Genomic DNA, 20,237 nt, shown 5'->3' on the forward strand with positions numbered 1-20,237 from the left:
GCCTGTTGTAGCATCAGATGCTTCAGATACAGTTACATTGTCACCAGCTTTAACAACTGTGCCAAGACCAGTGATTACTTTTTTACCTGCATCAGTGATGTTGGAAAGATCTTGTTTAGCAATGCCAGTGATTTTAGCTTCATCGTTAGCTACTGGATCACCATTGCCATCAACGTAAGTCATTGTTACGCTGCCATCATTTTGTACAGCATAGCTACCTGGTGCGATATGTTTTTCATCTTTAAGGTTAGCTACTTTGTTTACAGTTGTACCACCGTCATTAGTGTATGTAATGCGGTCGCCATCTTTCTTGATTGTAGTAGTGTTACCAGCTGCATCTTGTAAGCCGATTTCTTTTGTAGTTACTTTTTCAGTAGTTACGCTTGTAAGATCTTTAAGATCTTTATTCAATGCGAATTCAACTTTAGCACCATCAGTCTCGCTAGTTTGTTTAACTGTTAAGTTTTTACCAGCAATCATTTCTACTGTATTAGTATCAGCAATGTTTTTCGCTGCTGCTTCATGGCCAGTTGCTTCAGCACCGCCGTTAGCAGTATCTGCAGAGGATTTAATGTTCCAAGAGGATTTTGCTACAGCACCTGTGCTAGCAACATCAACAGTGTAGATAGTTTTAGTGCCACCATCTGCTGTTGCTACAGTAGTACTTGTTACTGTTGCAGCATTTGTACCTTTTACTTCAACTGTGTTATTCAACAATTTTTTCGCATCTGTAGATAAATCAACAGTTACGTCAGAGCCATTTGCAGATGTGGAGATGTATTTACCATTATCAGCACCAATTACACCAAAGCTTAAACCATTAGCTTTGTTCAATGCTTGACCATCTGTAGCACCAGCGTTACCAGTTAATTTAACAGTATTATTGAATTTTTGATCTACTGCGTACAATTGGCTACCATTTACAGCATCTGTAGATGTGCTGCTAATAGTACCAGGAGCTACGTTAGTAATTTTTTGGCTACCTGCATCAATGCCATTTTTTGTAACAGATGGGCCACCAGTAATTGTAAGACCATCGTTGTTAACTTTAGTATCACCAACAGTCAAGGAACCAGCATTAGTAAGAGTTACATTGTCATTCAAGTTGAATTTAACAACGCCATCATTATCGATTGCTGCTGTTGTGTTTGTACCATTAGTGAAGTTCAAACCTTTATCTAATGTAACTGTTTTATCACCAGAGCCATTAGCTTTGTAAGTCAATGGAATTTGTTTAGCTGCTTTATTACCATCGAATGTTACTGCATAAGTAGTATTATGGTTAGTTGCATCATCAGTAGGTGTTACAGTAATAGGATTATCAGTATTGCCACCATTATTTACTGTCACTGCTTCACGAGCTGCATCTTTAACAGCATTTTTAGAAACGGATACTTCGTATTGAGCACCAGGATCATTTACATTTTTACCGCCTGCAACAGAAACATCAGCAATGTTTTTATCGCCAGCTGCGTCAGCTTTTTTAACTACGCTTTCAGTAGAAGCTGTACCACCTGTTGCATTAGCAGATACTGTGTAGATATCATGACCATCTGTGCCTTTGCTTGGAGTTACAGTTACACCAGTGCCAGCTTTAACTTCAGTTCTTAAACCTTTAATTTGGCTGTAGTTAACTGCGTCAGTATCATCAGTACCAGGAGCTACGTTAGTGATTTTATTACCATCTACGCTCAAGTTACCGCCAGAAATAGTTGTACCACCACCATTGTTCAACGTGATTTTAGTAGTACCGTTTTGAATACTTTCAATATCTTTAAGCGTAGAGCTCAAAGCATATGTATACTGTTGAGTATTAGTGCCTAATGTTTGCGCTACTGTGAGGTTTTTACCTGCACTGAAAGTTACTGTATCACCAGGAACTACTTTAGTTGCAGTAGCAGAGCCAGTTAAGGTACCACCATTAGCAGATGCATTTGCCTTCCAACCAGAGTTGTTAATCGCTTGAGTTACATTGTCAGTTGTAGCAATGCCGTTTGTAGTAGGAGCTACAGCTTTACCATCATCATTAGTAGTGATGTTACCACCTTTTTTAGCTGCAACTTTGATAGCGCCATTAGATTCTACAGAAGTAGAGATAATGTCGTTATCACCATTTACAGTTAATGTACCATCTTTCAACAATAGATCACTGTTACCAGTATCAGCAGCATATTTCAAGTTAACGTTTTTCAATTGAGCTACGTTAACAGCATCAGTATCTGCAGTACCTGCAGCAAGACCTGTCAATTGACGAGTTGCAGTTGCAGGTGTAGTTGCAGTTGCACCCTTACCGATAGAAACTGCTGCTAATGTGGATGTACCAATTGCACCAGCTTGAGTGCTATATTTATTAGTACGGCTATCTGCTGGGTTGTAACCTTGTACACCAGCTGCAGTAGTTGTTACAGATTCAGAACCAAGAGCTATACCGCCTTCAATATTTGCAGTAGCTTGGTGACCTAAAGCAACAGCATTTTTAGCAGTTGCAGTTGTTTTTTCATTTAAACCAGCATATGTATTTGGAGAATCTGTAAATGCAGTACCTTTACCATCACCACCGATAGCAATTGCACCATCACTAGTAGCTTCAGCATTAAAACCTAATGCTACAGCACCATTACTTTGAGCTTTAGCTGTACGGCCAACGGCTGTGGAACCCACACCAGTAGATTTTGTACCATTCCCCATTGCAATAGAACCATGTTCAGTTGCTCCTGTTGACTGACCTAGCGCAATAGAACCTGCTCCAGATGCAGTTGCAGCCTGACCAAATGCCATAGATTGCTTACCACTAGCTGTAGCTTGAACACCCATTGCAATAGTATTAGTGTTTGTAGCTTTAACTAGTTGACCAATAGCAATACCACCGGAAGCATTATTAGCTCGACCGTCAGCTTGTGCACCATTACCAATTGCAAGTGCAAACGCATTGCCTGTGACACCAGTTTCACTTGGTTCAGAAGAGCCATATGCAATTGTATGAGTAGTACTGTTAAAATCATTACCAATCGCAATACCACGACCTGTAGCAACTGTTACATTACTACCAACCGCGATACTATCTTCGCCATAAGTTTTATTACCAGTACCTACAGCAACATTACGGTTACCCTTCAAAGTATTTTTATTACCAAGAGCTACAGAACTACCGCCACCTTGGTTAGCAGTATCAGTACTTCTAACAACATTTTTTGCACCAATGGCAACGCTAATTTCATCACCATATTGGGATGGTCTTACATCATTAGCATTTGCAGTACCAGAACCCGATCCACGAGCTGTAGCATTATTTTCAGGTGTTGTAGCCCAAACATTAATTTGATTAGATGAATTCATTGTCGTTGCTGAATTCGAATCAGCTGCCTGAACACCTGTTCCAACTGCACCAGCACCAACCATAGCCAAACCAGCTAATACGCTAGCAAGAACTTTTTTCTTACCACCATTGTTTTTAGCAACTTCAGATACTACTACGTAGCATTCTTTAGATTTGCTCCAAACTACTTTGAAAATCTTATTCATATTTCTATGAACCCCTTTCTTAAACTAGACACAATTACAATCCTTATAAATAATAATCAATAAATACAAAAGACTGAAAGACCAAATATCCCATACTTAATGGCTTTCTGAGTGTCTTTCATATAATTTTCATTTTGTGTCATGAACAGAATATCATATATCGAAAATGTTGTAAATAGTTTACTTCATGTTTTTATCATAATTCGTAAGATTTATTGTCATAACCTTTATTTTGTTAAACAAAATTTAATATACGGGTGAATTTTTACTCATTTTTTGTGTGTTTTAATCCTATTTTATAAAGCTTAATCTATTTTTCTCTATGCGGTACAGTTTTTTTCAATATTCACATTAACGTAAGTTATAAATAAACGATTAATAGATTTAATCTCATTGATTTTTATCGATTTCAAAATGTATTTATATATTATCTTTAAAATATAGATGATCGAAGAATTTCTATTTTAGAGTCTTATAGTTTTTTACAGACTATTTCACTATTTTTTCATGTATCAATTTATATATGAAGTAGTTATGAAATATCTGTCTATTTATAGCCTATATATAATAAAAATTATGATATACTTAATCATAATGAGGTAAAATTAGACCATACATTAACAACGAGGGATTACCATGGATAAGCAACCAAAAGATACATATAAAGATATATATAAGGAAGGATTGGAACAAAACAATACAGTAGTCCAATCCATCAGCCCCCCACCGCATCAAGCGTCTACTGACCAAGCGGACATTGAGGCATTAAAGGACTCGTATGATGATTTCCTTTATGTATCCAAAGCCTTTGCTACTTGTTCTATTAATTCATTAATTGCAACGGCACGCATCTACGGTCTTGATCCAGCGCCAATTAAGGGTGCTCGTGTCCTTGAGCTAGGCTCCTCTTGTGGGGGCAATATCATTCCACAAGCACTGTACTATCCAGAGGCAACTTTCACAGGCATCGACCTGTCATCTGTACAAATCAAACACGGCAATGAGTTAATCGAATCCATGGGGCTCACCAATGTAACCTTGTTAGAAAAAGATATCATGGACGTCGATGATGACTTTGGCACCTTCGATTACATTATCGTTCACGGCATTTGGTCTTGGGTACCCGACATAGTAAAGGATAAAATCCTCAGCATTTGTAATCGCAATCTATCTGATCGCGGCATTGCTTATGTATCCTACAATACGTATCCTGGTTGGAAGAGATTAGAGCAAATGCGCGATATTATGCTCTACTCTGAAAAGCAATTTAAATCTCAATCATTGCAAGAACGTACTGCATATACTAAAAATGTGTTAAAGCTGATTGGCGAAACGATGAAGATGGACGAGCGTTCCCAGAAGCAATCGGGTTACAAAATCGACAACATCAATCGCGTCTTAGCGGCTAACGATTATTATGTGGGCCACGAATATTTGGAAACGTTTAACGACCCTGTGTATGTGTCTGAGTTTATCGAGCGCGCCGAGCAGCAAGGGTGCGTGTATATCGGTGATAAAAGCATCGAAAAATCTTTTATTACGTGGCTAGATAATAAGGTAGTAGATAATATTAAAGCCCTTGCCAACGGTAACCACAAAGACAAAGAACAGTATTACGACTTTGTCTATGATACACAGTTCCGCATGGCTTTATTAACGAAACCATGTAACAAAGACAAAATTGTGCGAGACGAAACAGTTCAAAAAAATATTCTCGACACATTGTACTTTGCAGCGCCTTTTGAAGACCGCTTAGGCATGCCTCCGAATTGGACAGATGCGCTACGCATTACGCTCAAACAATTTATGCGCACGTTCCAGCAATTTAATGTTCAAGATATTGTGGACTATATGGCTAAACATCATCCAAACGAGGAATACAATAAGGATACATTATATGTACAGCTATTTTTGCTAACCATTTTGGGCCATCTCAATGCGTATAGTGAGAAATATGAAAAACTACCATTTGTAGAAAATGTAAGTTACATCCCTGATCGATTCATTAGATATGTGGCTACCCTCATCGAAGGCAATGGTAAACAATATATGACCTTAGGCAATATGTTTAACCAAGAGGATCCTACTGTAGACGAAGGTCTATTATATGTCATGAAACAAATGGCGCAGCCAACAAATCGTGACAAACTCATTAAGATTTTAAATGAAATGCTAACCATCACTCGTACGAAAGCAGATGGTGAAAAGTTTATTGTGCCAAGTGAACAATACCTCGATGAGTCTATTAAACATTTAGTGGAACTGGGCTATTTTAGACACCAAGATTAATCATATAGACTTAATTACATAAACTTAACCACATAGACTTAATCACAAAAAAAGAAAGCGTAACTGGTATAGAGTGCCGTCTATATCAGTTACGCTTTTTGTCCTATAACCCCTTTTTGATTTAGCTACTACTTAATTATATTTAGAAGTGAGGCAATCTGTGTAGTAGCCAATAGTAATGTAATAACCTATTCTATTTTCTGTTTACACGAACGCGTTCAATTGTTGGTTCACCTTGAGCATTTTTCGCTACTGTGTCCACGCGGAACAATGCCATTTCTGGGCTGAATTCAGTAACGAGGCGATCATTAACTGTTACACCGTCTTGAATTGCACGGTATACGATTTGAGCAAATTCATAACGTGTTAACATACAGTCACCACCGAATGTGCCATCTGGATAGCCTTCTACTAAACCACGGCGAGATAAAGCACTTACCGCTTCATATGCCCAATGGTTTGTAGGGATATCTGGGAACAATGTTGTGTGGTCAGCTTTCATCTTAGTACCAGCTACGCCGTTCAACAATGCAGTCAATTTTTGAATTTGAGCATTTTGTTCAGCTACTGTTTTCTTAAGAGCTAATACTTCTTTACCAATTGCTACACGAGAACGAGATACACCACTATGAGCTCCTACTTTCACAGATAAACCAGCATTGAATACTGTTTCATCACTGCCTACTGTGGAACCAATGCTAAGCTGTACATCTTCGTTAGGACGGTAGAAAGCACCGATAGCTGCCGCATCACCACTACGGTAATGACCATAACCTGCAGCAAAGTCCCATTTAGCATCTGGATCGAAATCAAGTGGATGTAAAGCCGCCAATGCTGCCGCACCTGCTACAGATTTGTCGATACGTTTATCCATCTTGGAAAGGTCGCCCTTAATGTTCTTGATATCTGCAGCATTTTTATTGATATTAGTTGTATTATTAGTGATGTTAGTCGTATTGTTATTAATTTGGTTAGCAATATCATCAGCTAGAGATACTTTGTAATCGCGAGTATTACCAATAACAGTTGGTGTTACCTTAATGTGGTCGCCAGCTGTTACAGTTGTAACACTAGTAGATGCTGTGATTTGATCTTGTAAACGTTTAAGTTGAGATACGTTTACTGCATCAGTATCAGCTTCACCGTTAGATACGCCATGAATTTGCTGGCCTCCTACATCAACTTTACTAACAGAGAATGACATTTCTCTTAGTTCAGTAGTATCATCATTATTTTCGTGACCCCATACATCAATACCACCAGCATACGCGCTCATCCCCTGATCATAATGCAATGTAGAAATACCATCTACATCCACAGAAGTTTTATAGTCACCCGATCTATTAAAACTGATGTGCTTACCGTCGATAGCAGTCAATTGCTCAGCTTCACCATTTACTGCTGTATTATGAAGCTCAATAACACTACCATCAATCTTAGTTTCACCACGTTTATCTAAATGAGACATCGTAGGGATAGATGTTAAGTGATTAAATTCACTATAATTTTCAGAAATGTCTTCAACTTTTATACCATCCCCTGAAATAATATTTACAGGATTAGATGCGAATGCTGAGGTAGCAATAGAAGTTAGCACCATAGTAGTTAGTAAGATTTTAGTTGCTTTCATAATTATCTTCTCTCCTTACAAAATACTTCCCTATAGGAGTATTACCAGCTCTCTTACAAATAATATCTAAATAATTCACAGTATTTTCATGAGTATTGTATGAACATCGTAACATGAATATCTAAAAAGTGGGTAGTTAATCAATAGATATTAACTACCCACTTTTAATTTGGAGATAAGGTGTTTTCTGATACTTGCCGTATGATCTAAGTTTGTTATTGAGAGAGAGATTTAAAATTATTACTCAACCCAAATCGTATTATGACGTCTTACAAGACTTAGCATTTTGGAACGAACACTCATAGAGCCCTCTACGCTGTGCTTACCACCATACCAAGCTACAGGAGCTCCAGCTAAGCGGAATGTAATCTTGCCATATGCTCCACCAGAGCTATGTTCTGGTTTATTATAGCCCATATCGACAGACACACGCGGTGTGAGCTGCAACTCAGAACCAACGCGCAAACCATTCTTATCGGCTTGACGTTCTTGATTCCAATGGTACCCTTCTACATAGACTCTCGCCCAACGAGCATTTTTGAAAGTCTTACCATATTCGAGGGTATAACCATTTGCTACACGCTCAAAGGTATGAAGGTTCGCATCGAGTACACGCTCATCAGAAGCAGAACCGTACCAGTTGAAGCGGAACTCGCTTTCACCAGACATATATTCAAGGCCCGCATTGAGACGATTGTGATGCCGCAAGAAGCGATGGTCATAGAAGAGATGCGCACCATAGAGGCGACGATCATCCTTCGAGATACATCGATACCCAACACCTACGTTGAGGGTTGTCCCAATATCAGAGGCCCGAGAAATACGCGGCTGTGTAAACCATACATGGCGAGACGTATCATCGTAATGACCTAGGGGCTGAACAGTCTCAATAGAGTACAATGGTTTCCATCCCTCTTGGAATTGGAAGCTCAGCGTAGTGCGTCGCATCCACGGTTTACCTTTGGCACCATACATCGCATTGGATACATTGGACATAGCCACAGCATTGATAGCACGGTTTACTGCATCCACGTCACTGTACTGCACTGTCTTGGTCTCTTGTCGATCCATCACGAGAGGTCCACCTTCACCGATCACATGGTCTGGCGTAGCCGCAGGCGTAATATGAAAGTGCTCAGCGGTAGCCTTTACACGGTCCTCACGCGAGCTAGTAGTCACCTCAAGGGTATGCTCCCTTTGGATAGACTGGTCTGCCCCTGTATGTAATTGTTGTTTTTCTGCCTCTGCAGAGCCCACACAACACAAAAGGGCACTCAAGGCAATACATACAATACGTTTCATGACTCTCTACAACGTTTATTACTCTCTACACATAAAATTCATGAACAATAAATGAAATATATATTAGTGTAACGAATAATGGGTACTACTGTCAAGAAATCAGAGCCATAAATAGGCAGAACTATAAAGAAATTTTTCTATGTAGATTAACCTTTTCCATTTCGAGTTAAAAGCTTTTATACCATTGCATAAACATTCTCTAAAATATGCATTTATGGTATATTTTTGACCCATAATATGCAAAATATTCATTTACAACATGATTTTCATGTATTATTATGAATTTGTAAGTTTTTATGAAAGTTTTGTGAAGTCATAATATGCAAAGGAGTGTATTGCGATGAGTAAGAAACATTTTGTATTAACAGGTATTGTGTTTTCTGCATTATCTATGGGGATTGTATCGGCGGCACCTGTAGCACCTGTAAACATTGTAGAAAACAACGGCAACGTAGGAGCTGTAGGAACCACGTTCACTAATGATGGCAATATTACGCTCGGTAGAGGTGCCGGTGCCACAACTAGTAACCACCAAGTAGTAAACAATGCTAATGCCAACGGCAACAATATAGCCATCGGTGCCTTCGCCGGTAACCAATCTAAAGGGGGCGGCAATATTACCTTAGGTGGTAAAAGCTTCCAAAAAGGCACGGGTGATTTAAATGTCATTGCCGGTGCAATGGCAGCAAACAATGCAAAACTATCGACGTCCATTATCATGGGTACCCAATCAGGTGAGAAATCTGAAGGGGAAAAAAATGTATGGCTCGGTCATTACCAAGGGGCCAACAGTAAGGCTACCAATTCTGTTCTTATCGGTTCTGGATCCTCTGTAAAGGGGAACTTCACCCTCGGTATTGGTCACTACACCAATATTAATGCCAATAAGGGTCTTGCTATTGGTTCTTATAACACCTTAACTAGCAACGCCACCGAATCCGGTGTGTTCGGTCAAGGTGAGTACGGCAAGAGTGCTATCGACGCGAGCGGCTCCTATAGCATTGGTAACTACAACCATATTTCTGGAAACAACACCTTCGTTATGGGTAACAATGTGACTACCTCCTTGGAAAATGCAGTAATCCTAGGCAATGACTCTGCAGATGGAGACGTTGTAGGCACATCTAGCTATACCTTTAACAATGGTAAAACTGTAAATTATGCAGGTACTACACCTGTTTCTACCGTATCTGTAGGCGCTAAAGATAAAGAACGGACTATAACTAATTTAGCGGCAGGTCGCGTAAGCGCTACCTCTACAGATGCTATCAATGGTTCCCAACTATACGGCGTGCATCAAATGATTGACACCCTTAATCAAAGTACAAATGCACAGCTACACGACTCCATCAATCGCGTAGAGCAAAATCTAAATCGAGTTGAGTCGGAATCCAATAAGGGCGATGCTCGCGCCGCTGCACTAGCTGCTTTGCATCCAATGGGATACGATCCAGACAACCGCATTCAATACATGGCTGGCTATGGCCATTATAAAAATGCCAATGCCCTTGCCCTCGGTGTTGGTTATTACCATCGAGATAATCTATTGTTCACTACAGGTGTAACACTCAATAGTCACCTTATGGCTAATGTAGGTATTACCTATAAACCTGGTAAGTCTAACATGATGAGCCACCCTCAAAACCTTGAAGCTCGCGTACAAGCGTTGGAAACACAAAATAGAGAACTCCAAGAAACAGTACGTCAGCTCATGTCTAAATTAGACAAATAGTACTAGTCAGCTAGATAACAAACAAGCCCCCGTAGGAAAACCTACGGGGGCTATTTGTTTAACAACAACCATATAGCTAAAAGAGAGAGAGAATACGGTATCCAAAAGGATTGTAATTGCTTTGTACCTAGGAGTAATTGCATGTATTTGGATACCTGTGTGTAAATTTATCTATAGTACGTAAGGGTTATCTATATATAAACTGCTATACGGTCATGGAGTATAGTATAGACCTAATGATACTACTATTATGTGATTTTCTGCACACTCCTTTGTAAAAAATAAAGAGGTAATAGCTAATGCCATTACCTCTTTATATGCTTTTACAATTATGTCTGCTATTTAGCGAATAATTATGTCTGCTGATTAGCGGATGCGTTTAACGCGGTTGTTACCATCGCGCATAGCTTGTTTCAAGCTGTAGATTACCATTTCATTCATGTAAAAACGCAATTCGTCGTTATTCATGTTTTCAGTATTCTTTTCAAGAATAGCTAAAATTTGACGTTCATATTCAGCTTGGTTCATGCTAGATACATTAGTATGGTTTGTAAAGAATTCTTTGTAATCTAAGTACAAACGATCTAATGCTACGCGAGCATAGCTATCTTTTTTATAACGATGGCTTGTGATGTACCAGTCACGACGAACATTCATGTAGTACAACACGTTATTAGTATAACGTTGTTGACCAGACATTACGCGATTGTCGTCTTTAATCAACGCATTGCTCATCCCCAATTGGAATGCTGCAAATTCAGATACTACAGCTTTTACTTCTTCGCTAGGAACAGCAAGAGAGATTTCTTGTTGTTCTGCAGTCAAAGGAGCCGCAGGTTGCTCAGGCATCATCAAAGGATCTTGAGCCGCATGTACTTGGCCAGCAACAAATACAGAAGCAATTGCCATAACTGGTAATAATTTTGTTAATTTCATAAGTTCTCCTCATTAGAAGCCGCCCTCCCCAGAGCTACTTCATTTATCATACACTAGATATTATCTCTTTAGGAACTGTTATCCCCATAGAGATCCCCATACTAAGCATGGTAAATATATTAATACAGTAAGCATCAATCATGATCCTAGTATGCTTACTAATTTCATTAGTATACACAATATATCGTATTTCGTCTATATAGTTTTTCCTTAAGGTTAGAAGAAAAATGCATAAGTGGCTATATAGCTAGTTCTATGCTCCATACAATAAAAGCCTCCTAATAATAAAGTCATGACTCTATTATTAGGAGGCTATATATGTTAGCTATTGTACAAAAAGATTATTTAATAAATCTACACTTAGAACTTATGCGTAAATCCTGCATTTACGCCCCAGTCTGCTTGGAGATCACCAGACAAACCAGTAGCAACGTCAGCGAATACACTATTGTTGCTATTAAAGCCATAACGGCCGCCGAATGCCAATTCAGTCCAAGTACCTTTGAGGTCTTGTTCTGTTAATTTCACAACGCTGCCACTAGAGAATGCAGTTTTTACATTGCCTGTGAAAGCATGACCTGCTGCAAAGCGTGTATATAGGTTGCCATTGCCGAACTGTTTGCCCAATTCAAGGCCGATTTTACCAGAAGTGCTATTTACACCAGATTGGTTAACAGATACATTATCTACATTGAAGTTACGGCCACCGAAGTGTGTAAAGTTCAATTGTGCTTGTGGTTCTACATAGAAACCGTTAGCATGTTTCAATGTTTTACCGTAGCGAACACCGATGCTGTACGCATTAGATTTTGTATCGCCAGACATAGCTTCACCAATTTCATTACGAGCTGTAAAGTCATTAGATACGCGACCAACTTGAGTTTCTACATGTACATATTGATTTTTGCCAAGGTCTTTCAAACCATAAGCACCAACGGAGAAGGATTTAACCTTGCCGGAACCATCGAATACATAATCTTCAGAACCACGAAGGTAGGAAACTTGACCACCTACAGTCCAGCCACGGCTGATTTTAGCATCATAACCGCCTTGGATGCGTGTATAATCTGTAGCTGTATCGATACCGCTACCAGCGTAGCTGTATTTACCACCACCGATGCGAGCCCAAATACCAGTTGGTTCACCTTGTTGCAATACACGAGGACGATACATATCGTCAGCTAATGTACGCCAAGCGTTGATATTACCTACTACAGCAGAGCGAATACCACGCATATGAGGTGTATCGTAAGCACCACGAACAACAGGATTAGGAGTTACTGGTGTAACTGGTTTAGGATCTGGAGTTACAGGTGTAACTGGCTTAGGATCCGGAGTTACTGGTGTAACAGGTGTAACAGGTTTTGGATCTGGAGTTACAGGTGTAACTGGTTTAGGATCCGGAGTTACAGGTGTAACTGGCTTAGGATCTGGAGTTACCGGTGTAACAGGTTTAGGATCTGGAGTTACAGGTGTAATAGGTTTAGGCTCAGGAGTTGGTGTAGGTTTTGGTTCTGGCACCACATAGGACCCTTGACCATTGCTGTCTTTCCAAGTAATATCCCCTTCTTTTTGGTCTGTAGTCAACGCTTTTTTGTAGCTAGACACAATACCTTTAGAAGCAATAGATGCTGTACCAGAAAGGTTTCTTTCACCCTTTACATAGTTTTCATAATAGAATTTGTGGGCCAAGTTATCTAAAATCTTGTTTACATTGCTTTCAGAAGAAGTATCAAGATGATCGCCTGTTACATAGCCATGCACGCCGGAGCCAGCTGCAGCGGATTTCACGATGAAGTTACCACCCTCGATATCAGCCGGATCAAGACCATTTTTCTTGGAGCCTTGTTTAGCGAAGTTCAAGCCCGTGCTATCACTCATGTCATAAATAACATTGATATGGCCGTCCAATTTATTTACATGAATGTCGCTGCGAGAATCTTGCGCAATACGGCTGAAACCTTCACGCGTACGAGTACCTGTGAGGTTATTAATACTACTGCGTTCCGTTTTACCATCAATTTTGAAAGATTCCAAGCCACCCATGTAATCATGGCTCCACATGCCACCATCAAAGGTCATGTTGATTTCGCCACCCTTATCCTCTAAGGTGTTCACTGCCTTACCAGAAAATTGGTTAGGACTATTGTGTGCGCGGCCTAGGCCAATATTAATCACAGATGGTTGCTGTTCTTGATGAGGAGGCATCATTTTATCAGATACAAGCACATCGCCTTGCATATTAAATACTTTGTGCTTTACAGTACCCGCATCATCGACACCAAGATTAATTTTACTATTATAAGCAAATGCCACTGGATATGGAGACTTCCATGGCGCAGTAGTCACGTCCATAACACCGCCATCTACTTGGATGGAACTGTTATTTAGCATGCCTGTAATGAAAGCTGGTTGACGATAGCGTTTAGGCAATTGAGATGCATCAGGAGTGTCCAAAGAGCCAATTGTAACTTGACCACCATCAGATGCGACTACACCATTCGCAGTCGTATTACCTGTACTTTCAAATTTACTATCAGCAGTAGTTGCAAAAATACGTCCATCAGAATTAATACCTGCTGCAGCCCATGTAACAGGCATAGCCATCGTAGATGACAATAAGGTCATCATAACAGCAGACAATAAAATCTTATTACTACCTTTCATCCTCTTATACCTCAATCAATATTTCACTTACAATACAATCACATTTGTGAAAGCTCCTTCATACTTGAATATATATCTATGAGTTGATTTATTAGCCTTTATATACGGTAAAAGACAGATATACACTCTCATAATAAAGAAACTTTTTTCTAATACTTTTAAAATATATTTAAAATATTACATCATTTTTAGTGAATTGTAAATGAATTATACGCATTTATTTTAAAAATATTTAAAAATTGTCATCTGTTGGAAAATTAGTATCTATTAGATGGAAGCATACAAAAAGAGGCAACGATTAATTCGCTGCCTCTTAGTAAATAATAACCATATAAAATTGTTTAATATACACTTGTTTATCCGTATTTGACGATATATGATATAAACCCTATAATATAAACAGATAGCCAAACGAGTAGAACCGTCGGGCTCATCTCAAAAGGATAAAAAACATGATGAAATGGCCTTTCAGTTATCCAGTTACTGGTAACGAAGGGCTATTTGTCTTTTCCAAGACAAATAAGCGCCACGAGTGCACCAAAGGCAATAATTACACTCATTACCTCTAGGATTAACATGATTAACTCATAATCACTCATAGACAACCCTCCCTTCATTAACGAAGAGAGGCCCAACCTCGCCTGACTATCCTAAGTCAATTATATAGAGAACATATGGGCGAATCAATAAGAATCTATTAATAGAAATATACGAAATATATTATAAAAGCCTCCTAATAGTAGAGTAATAACTTTATTATTAGGAGGCTTTATATATTGGCTATATTACAAAGAATAATTTATTAAATTGATCCTTAGAATTTATGTGTAAATCCTGCATTTACAGACCAGCCTGCTTTATAGTCACCAGATAGACCTGTGCTAAGATCAGCAAAGATGCTGTTATTAGCATTGAAGCCATAGCGACCACCGAATGCTAGATCGGTCCAAGTGCCTTTAAGGTCTTGTTTTGTATATTTTGTAGTATTGCCAGTTGTGTACGCTGTATTTACAGTGCCAGAGAAGGCATGGTTTACACCAACGCGAGTATAGATGTTACCTGCGCCGAATGTTTTACCGATTTCAAGGCCAAGGCCACCTGCTGTGCTGCTCACACCAGATTCGTTGACATGCATACGACCTGCATCAAAGCTATCCCCACCGAAGTGAGTGTAGCTCAATTGTGCTTGTGGCTCGATATACGTGCCGTTTTGGAATTTCACAGTTTTACCATATCGTGCACCAATTGTATAAGCATTTGCTTTCGTTTCGCCAGAAAGGCTTTCACCAATTTCATTGCGAGCTGTGAAAGCATTAGAAACGCGGCCTACTTGAGATTCGATGTGAATATATTGATCTTTACCAAGATCTTTCACACCGTAAGCACCTACAGCAAAGGCTTTTTCCTTACCAGAACCGTTGAATACATAGTCATCGTTACCACGAAGGTAGGATACTTGACCACCTACAGTCCAGCCGCTACCTGTTTTAGCGTCATAACCGCCTTGAATACGTGTATATGTTGTATCTGTATCAATACCTTTTGCGTCATAGCTATATTTACCGCCCCCAACGCGAGCCCAAATACCTATTGGTTCGCCTTGTTGCAATACGCGTGGACGATACATATTATCTGTCAATGTTCTCCAACCATTAATATTGCTCATAATAGCAGAACGGGCACCGCGCATATGAGGTGTATCAAAATCACCCATAATAACATGAATATGAGAATTACGCTCTGGCACTGGAGCTGGTTTCACTTCTGGTTTAGGAGTTGGTTTTGGTGCTGGCTTAACCTCTGGTTTTGGAGTAGGTTTTACCTCTGGTTTAGGAGTCGGAGTTGGTGCCGGCTTAACCTCAGGTGTTGGCGTTGGTTTTACTTCTGGTTTTGGTATTGGCTTAGGTTGAGGTTTTGGTACTGGTTTATTTTCACCATATACGTATTTACCTTGACCATCTTTATCTGCTTGCCATGTAATATCGCCTTCTTTAGCATGACCAGATGTAAGCACTTTAAAACGACCAGATTCAGAACCATTAGATGCAATGGCTACTGTACCTTGAAGGTTTCTTTCACCATTAACATAGTTATGATAGTACATCTTGTGAGCCAAGTTATCTAAAATCTTGTTCACATTGGCCTCAGAGGACAGGTCTAGACCTCGTTGAGTAGTGTACACATGAGCTGCTGCACCAGGAGCCGCACTTGTAATATGAATATCACCACCCCAGAAGGAATCTGGAGTTAAACCATTATAGGTTTTCGTTGGTGGTTGATAGCTTGGATCCTCAGTATCGCCACCTTCATCATTAGGATCGTAAATAAAGTTTACATGCCCTTCAAGCTTATCTACATATAGCTTATTATGCTCACTTTGGGTTACCATATTCGCATAGTTGCGATTCTTAGAGCCTACAAGTCGATGTACATGGCTAGGTTGTGTACCACCATCTAATGTTCCTTCATGCAAGCCGCCTTGATAGAAAAGCTCCCAAGAACCATAGTCGCCAAGGAATACATTGATATGACTTGGATGCTTTGCGTCTTTGTCTGCTAAGTTAAAGGCTAAACCATCCCAAAGAGATTCTTTGCCAATGATACCAATATTGATCTCAGACGCATGATTTGGGTCGCTTTTAACGATAACATCACCTACCAAAGACAAGTCCTTACCAGTAAAATTACCTTTATTGCCGTCTACACCAATATTAACGGTGCCACCTTGAGCCACTGCAACAGGAGTGCTTACATTTTGAACATCATAAACGCCTTCCTTAAGGCTAACTATACTACCACCTTTACTGCTAATGAAAGGCTTGTTATTATAGCCAGTATTAGCAACAGCTTTATCAATACTAACTGTACTACCATTATCTGCCTCAATGGTAGATATGTAGTTTGTCATTTCGCCAGCCTTGAATGACCCACCATTAGTAGCAGTAATCGTCATCCCCTCTGCCATCACATAAGGCACCACAGAGCTAGCAATCGTCAGAGCAATCGCTAAAGATAGGTTTGCTTTATACATACGTTTCATAAAAACCCTCTCTCATTTACACACTATAAACTATTATTAAATAATTTAATTATATTTAATAATTATATTCTTGTAAATATGAGGGAAATTTGCCACATAACTATAAAATTATCACAAGTAAAAAAAGCAGTAATTATAGTTACTGCTAACGTATACGTATATATATTTTTGTATATTTCTATAAATAGATTCTTATTGATTCGCTTATATGTTCGCCCTATAATTGATATAGGATAGTTAAGCGAGGTTGGGCCTCTCTTCGTCTATGAAGGGAGGGTTGTCTATGAGTGATTATGAGTTAATCATGCTAATCCTAGAGGTAATGACTGTAGTCATTGCTTTTGGTGCACTCGTGGCGCTTATTTGTCTTGGAAAAGACAAATAGCCCTTCGTTATCCCTAGATAATTAGGTAACTGAAAGGCCATTTCATCAATTATTTATTCTCTTGAGATGAGCCCGACGGATCTACTCGCTTGGCTATCTATTTATATTATAGGGTTAATCTTATATATCGTCAAATACGGATAAACGATACTATAGTACACTTATACAGACCAAAAGGCAGCGATCGAATCGCTGCCTTTATTTTTTATTTACGCGCTACGCGCATAGCCGCCATCATGCCTGGAGATTTCCAGACGGATTGGCCATTGTCTGAAACGAGTTTATTGTTATAGTAGAATACATCTGCATTGTAATAGTTACTATCGCTAGATGATACCTTATAGCTAAGGCCAGATGTAGTGTACACCGTAAAATTGAGTACATCCCCTACTCTCTTCACAGAGTCTTGGTCTACATACCAGCTATTACCGTTATAAGTTGTGGCATATACATCCGTACGAGCTTCTACATCATATGTATTAATACCAATCAATACGAGCAAAGCCGCTAACATATATAAGAATTTACGCATTAGAATTACCTCCGTTTTATCGTTGGAATACTTGTTTATTATACCAAAAAACGGTGAAATTCGCATTAAAATGGCACTTTCTACTTACTTATGTATTAGAATTGGTAGTTAAGGTCTACACGGTAGTAGTTAGGAAGTTTATCGTTGTCACCGATGCTCTTATTTGTTTTATTATTGAAGCCATAGTAGCCTGTTACGCCTACATTGTCTTGCAATGCATAGTGAGCTGTTGCCAACCAACCTCTATAACCACGGTAGCTAGTAACATAAGCTGGACCACCATGGAAGTTAGGATCATAATAACGATTTGTCGCATCATATGGTACTTCCCAACGGGAGGATTGAAGAGCAATGTTATCGCCAAAGTTGAAGTATTGCGCTTTTACATCCCATGTACCGCGTTTGGAGATTTTATAATCACCATAGCCAAGGCCAGCAGACCAAGCTGTACCATTAGATACGCTAGCTGCTTTCACCCATTCGCCACCAACCCAAACTTTATCAAAGTTCAAGTCAGAGCTGAAACCGTACATATTTTTAGCTTCTCCATTTACGCGTTTATTTACACGTGTATAGAAACCACCAAGGTTTACATGGTCGTTAAGTTGACCTTTTAAGCCTGTATAGACCATGGTAAAGTTTCCATTTTTATCGATGGAGTTTTGACCATACATATCGGTAGCAAAACCGCCTTCAATACCATAACCATATGCTGCTTGGAAATTAAGCTTATGATTGCCTGCGTTGAATTGAACACCGTCAAAACCATCGTCATAAATCAAGCCATTGCCGATCATTTGATTAAAACGACCTGCTTTCACAGATACGCGTTCACCAAATTTATGATTTACATAAGCACGGTCGAAATGAATATTTGTTGGTCTATCGCGAAGGGATGAACCAGAAGAGGATGTTTGGAAAGAATCACCTAGTTCCATATTTCCTGTTGTAGTACGGACTACAACGTCGGTGCGATTATTAACCTTTGCATTGAATTGCAAGCGAGCGCGCACATCGAATTGGGAACCTTTACTATAGTCTAGACCACGCATATTCGTACCATCGTTTACGAATTTACCATCTTTTTCTTGGGAGCCAAGATAACGAAGACGTACATCGCCAGTTACCTTCACGTTACCTACGCGGTCTTCTAAACGAGCCACACGAACGCCCAAATTGTTCAATTCATTAGAGAATTCATCAGCCAAGCGATTAATCATAGCCTGTTGCTCTGCATTTGCACGATCTTGGTTCGCCATAGCTTTTGCGATCATTTGCGCCATTTCGTAACGTGTAATGTTATTTTGGCCTTTGAAAGTGCCATCTGGGTAGCCATTTACAATACCTGCCTCAGCTAATTGAGACACCGCTTGATATGCCCAAGAATCTGGCGTTACATCAGAAAATGGATTCGCAGCAAACGCTGTTGTTACACCTAAAACTGCTGTAGCTGCAAAGATTGCAGCAAATTGTTTTTTCATTAATACTACCTCTCTACTTATACACATGAAAATTGAGATTACTCCCTATCAAATACCTTTTACACACCATGGAATTCGTACTTTCATACTAAACATCGTCAGTATAGCATATAAATATTAATAATCATTAAGATGGCGATAAAATCTAGGAAATTAACGAGAGATGTTTCATTGTTCTATTCTATAAAAAGTCAAACAAAAAAGACAATAGTTGAATGAATCTTACTTCTTACAACTACTGTCTTCAATTAAACTCTTTCTATAAGTTCTATAAATAAGTGAAATATGTTTATATTAATATGTTAGTGTCCCCATAAATACACGATAGCTATCATTAGATTGTAACAAATCTTTCACATACACACGAGACGCATTATGATCAAACTTCATAGCTAATGTATGTCCAAATGATTTCGCACTATGAATAACCTCACCCAAGAATCCTACGATTGTAAAGAATATTTCTTGGGGAGTCATAAAGTCTGTTGCCAGTACATCCTCAGCTTCACCTAGCTGTAAAGAATATATCATATCTGACTCTTGCAATGAAAAACGCAAAATAACCGCACTCGTTTCCATATCATAATCAAGTCGATATGTACGTAATTCACCACTAACTAGCACATTATCGTCAACATTCATAATTTCAATATGTACAGGCTTTCTGTCCCCTACAGATAAGACATATTTTTTCATACCAATGCTCCACTAACATGTAATG

The 20,237-nt window shown here is 39.1% G+C and carries 10 protein-coding genes and 1 pseudogene; 2 read left to right on the forward strand and 9 right to left on the reverse strand.

Going from position 1 to position 20,237, the window contains the following annotated elements; translation table 11 throughout:
* Positions 1-3,522: ESPR-type extended signal peptide-containing protein (locus KH109_RS07070; RefSeq protein ID WP_295217162.1), on the reverse strand; the 3,522-nt coding region annotated here is incomplete at its 3' end.
* Positions 3,523-4,158: 636 nt separating this feature from the next.
* Between KH109_RS07070 and KH109_RS07075 the strand changes: the two genes are divergently transcribed.
* Entirely contained in the window at positions 4,159-5,811 is a 1,653-nt protein-coding gene (locus KH109_RS07075) for a class I SAM-dependent methyltransferase (RefSeq protein ID WP_295217164.1), read from the forward strand.
* A gap of 193 nt (positions 5,812-6,004) precedes the next feature.
* On the opposite strand, the pseudogene KH109_RS07080 reads toward KH109_RS07075, so the two are convergent.
* Positions 6,005-6,979 (reverse strand): annotated as a pseudogene (locus tag KH109_RS07080) (S-layer homology domain-containing protein); the annotation flags it as partial.
* Positions 6,980-7,681: 702 nt separating this feature from the next.
* Positions 7,682-8,743, reverse strand: coding sequence for an inverse autotransporter beta domain-containing protein (locus KH109_RS07085; RefSeq protein ID WP_295217170.1), 1,062 nt, complete (start codon positions 8,741-8,743; stop codon positions 7,682-7,684).
* A gap of 340 nt (positions 8,744-9,083) precedes the next feature.
* Between KH109_RS07085 and KH109_RS07090 the strand changes: the two genes are divergently transcribed.
* Positions 9,084-10,475: a YadA-like family protein gene (locus tag KH109_RS07090; protein WP_295217173.1), complete on the forward strand. Its 1,392-nt coding sequence runs from the start codon at positions 9,084-9,086 to the stop codon at positions 10,473-10,475.
* 366 nt (positions 10,476-10,841) lie between these two features.
* Here KH109_RS07090 and KH109_RS07095 read toward each other — a convergent pair whose 3' ends face one another.
* The 6 genes from KH109_RS07095 to KH109_RS07120 form a co-directional block, all read right to left on the reverse strand.
* The gene (locus tag KH109_RS07095; protein WP_295217176.1) at positions 10,842-11,411 is read right to left on the reverse strand and encodes a hypothetical protein; all 570 of its coding nucleotides are present in this window, start codon (positions 11,409-11,411) and stop codon (positions 10,842-10,844) included.
* Between the two features lie 360 nt (positions 11,412-11,771).
* On the reverse strand, positions 11,772-14,078 hold the full coding sequence (locus tag KH109_RS07100) for an autotransporter outer membrane beta-barrel domain-containing protein (protein ID WP_295217179.1): 2,307 nt from the start codon (positions 14,076-14,078) through the stop codon (positions 11,772-11,774).
* 814 nt (positions 14,079-14,892) lie between these two features.
* Entirely contained in the window at positions 14,893-17,118 is a 2,226-nt protein-coding gene (locus KH109_RS07105; protein ID WP_295217182.1) for an autotransporter outer membrane beta-barrel domain-containing protein, read from the reverse strand.
* A gap of 590 nt (positions 17,119-17,708) precedes the next feature.
* Positions 17,709-18,035 carry a Tat pathway signal protein gene (locus KH109_RS07110; RefSeq protein WP_295217192.1) on the reverse strand — a complete coding sequence of 109 codons (327 nt, stop codon included), beginning with the start codon at positions 18,033-18,035 and terminating at the stop codon, positions 17,709-17,711.
* A gap of 95 nt (positions 18,036-18,130) precedes the next feature.
* Positions 18,131-19,516 (reverse strand): putative porin, encoded by a 1,386-nt coding sequence (locus KH109_RS07115; protein WP_295217202.1) that lies wholly within the window; start codon positions 19,514-19,516, stop codon positions 18,131-18,133.
* Between the two features lie 294 nt (positions 19,517-19,810).
* Entirely contained in the window at positions 19,811-20,212 is a 402-nt protein-coding gene (locus KH109_RS07120) for a hypothetical protein (protein WP_295217205.1), read from the reverse strand.
* Between the last annotated feature and the right edge of the window lie 25 nt (positions 20,213-20,237).

It is taken from the genome of Veillonella sp. (assembly GCF_018381775.1).
Taxonomy (GTDB): Bacteria; Bacillota; Negativicutes; order Veillonellales; family Veillonellaceae; genus Veillonella.

Excerpts from the sequence above, each read along its gene's own strand:
- KH109_RS07075 (WP_295217164.1), top strand. The coding sequence starts at position 4,159 with ATGGATAAGCAACCAAAAGATACATATAAAGATATATATAAGGAAGGA.
- KH109_RS07085 (WP_295217170.1), bottom strand. The coding sequence starts at position 8,743 with ATGAAACGTATTGTATGTATTGCCTTGAGTGCCCTTTTGTGTTGTGTG.
- KH109_RS07090 (WP_295217173.1), top strand. The coding sequence starts at position 9,084 with ATGAGTAAGAAACATTTTGTATTAACAGGTATTGTGTTTTCTGCATTA.
- KH109_RS07095 (WP_295217176.1), bottom strand. The coding sequence starts at position 11,411 with ATGAAATTAACAAAATTATTACCAGTTATGGCAATTGCTTCTGTATTT.
- KH109_RS07100 (WP_295217179.1), bottom strand. The coding sequence starts at position 14,078 with ATGAAAGGTAGTAATAAGATTTTATTGTCTGCTGTTATGATGACCTTA.
- KH109_RS07105 (WP_295217182.1), bottom strand. The coding sequence starts at position 17,118 with ATGAAACGTATGTATAAAGCAAACCTATCTTTAGCGATTGCTCTGACG.
- KH109_RS07110 (WP_295217192.1), bottom strand. The coding sequence starts at position 18,035 with ATGCGTAAATTCTTATATATGTTAGCGGCTTTGCTCGTATTGATTGGT.
- KH109_RS07115 (WP_295217202.1), bottom strand. The coding sequence starts at position 19,516 with ATGAAAAAACAATTTGCTGCAATCTTTGCAGCTACAGCAGTTTTAGGT.
- KH109_RS07120 (WP_295217205.1), bottom strand. The coding sequence starts at position 20,212 with ATGAAAAAATATGTCTTATCTGTAGGGGACAGAAAGCCTGTACATATT.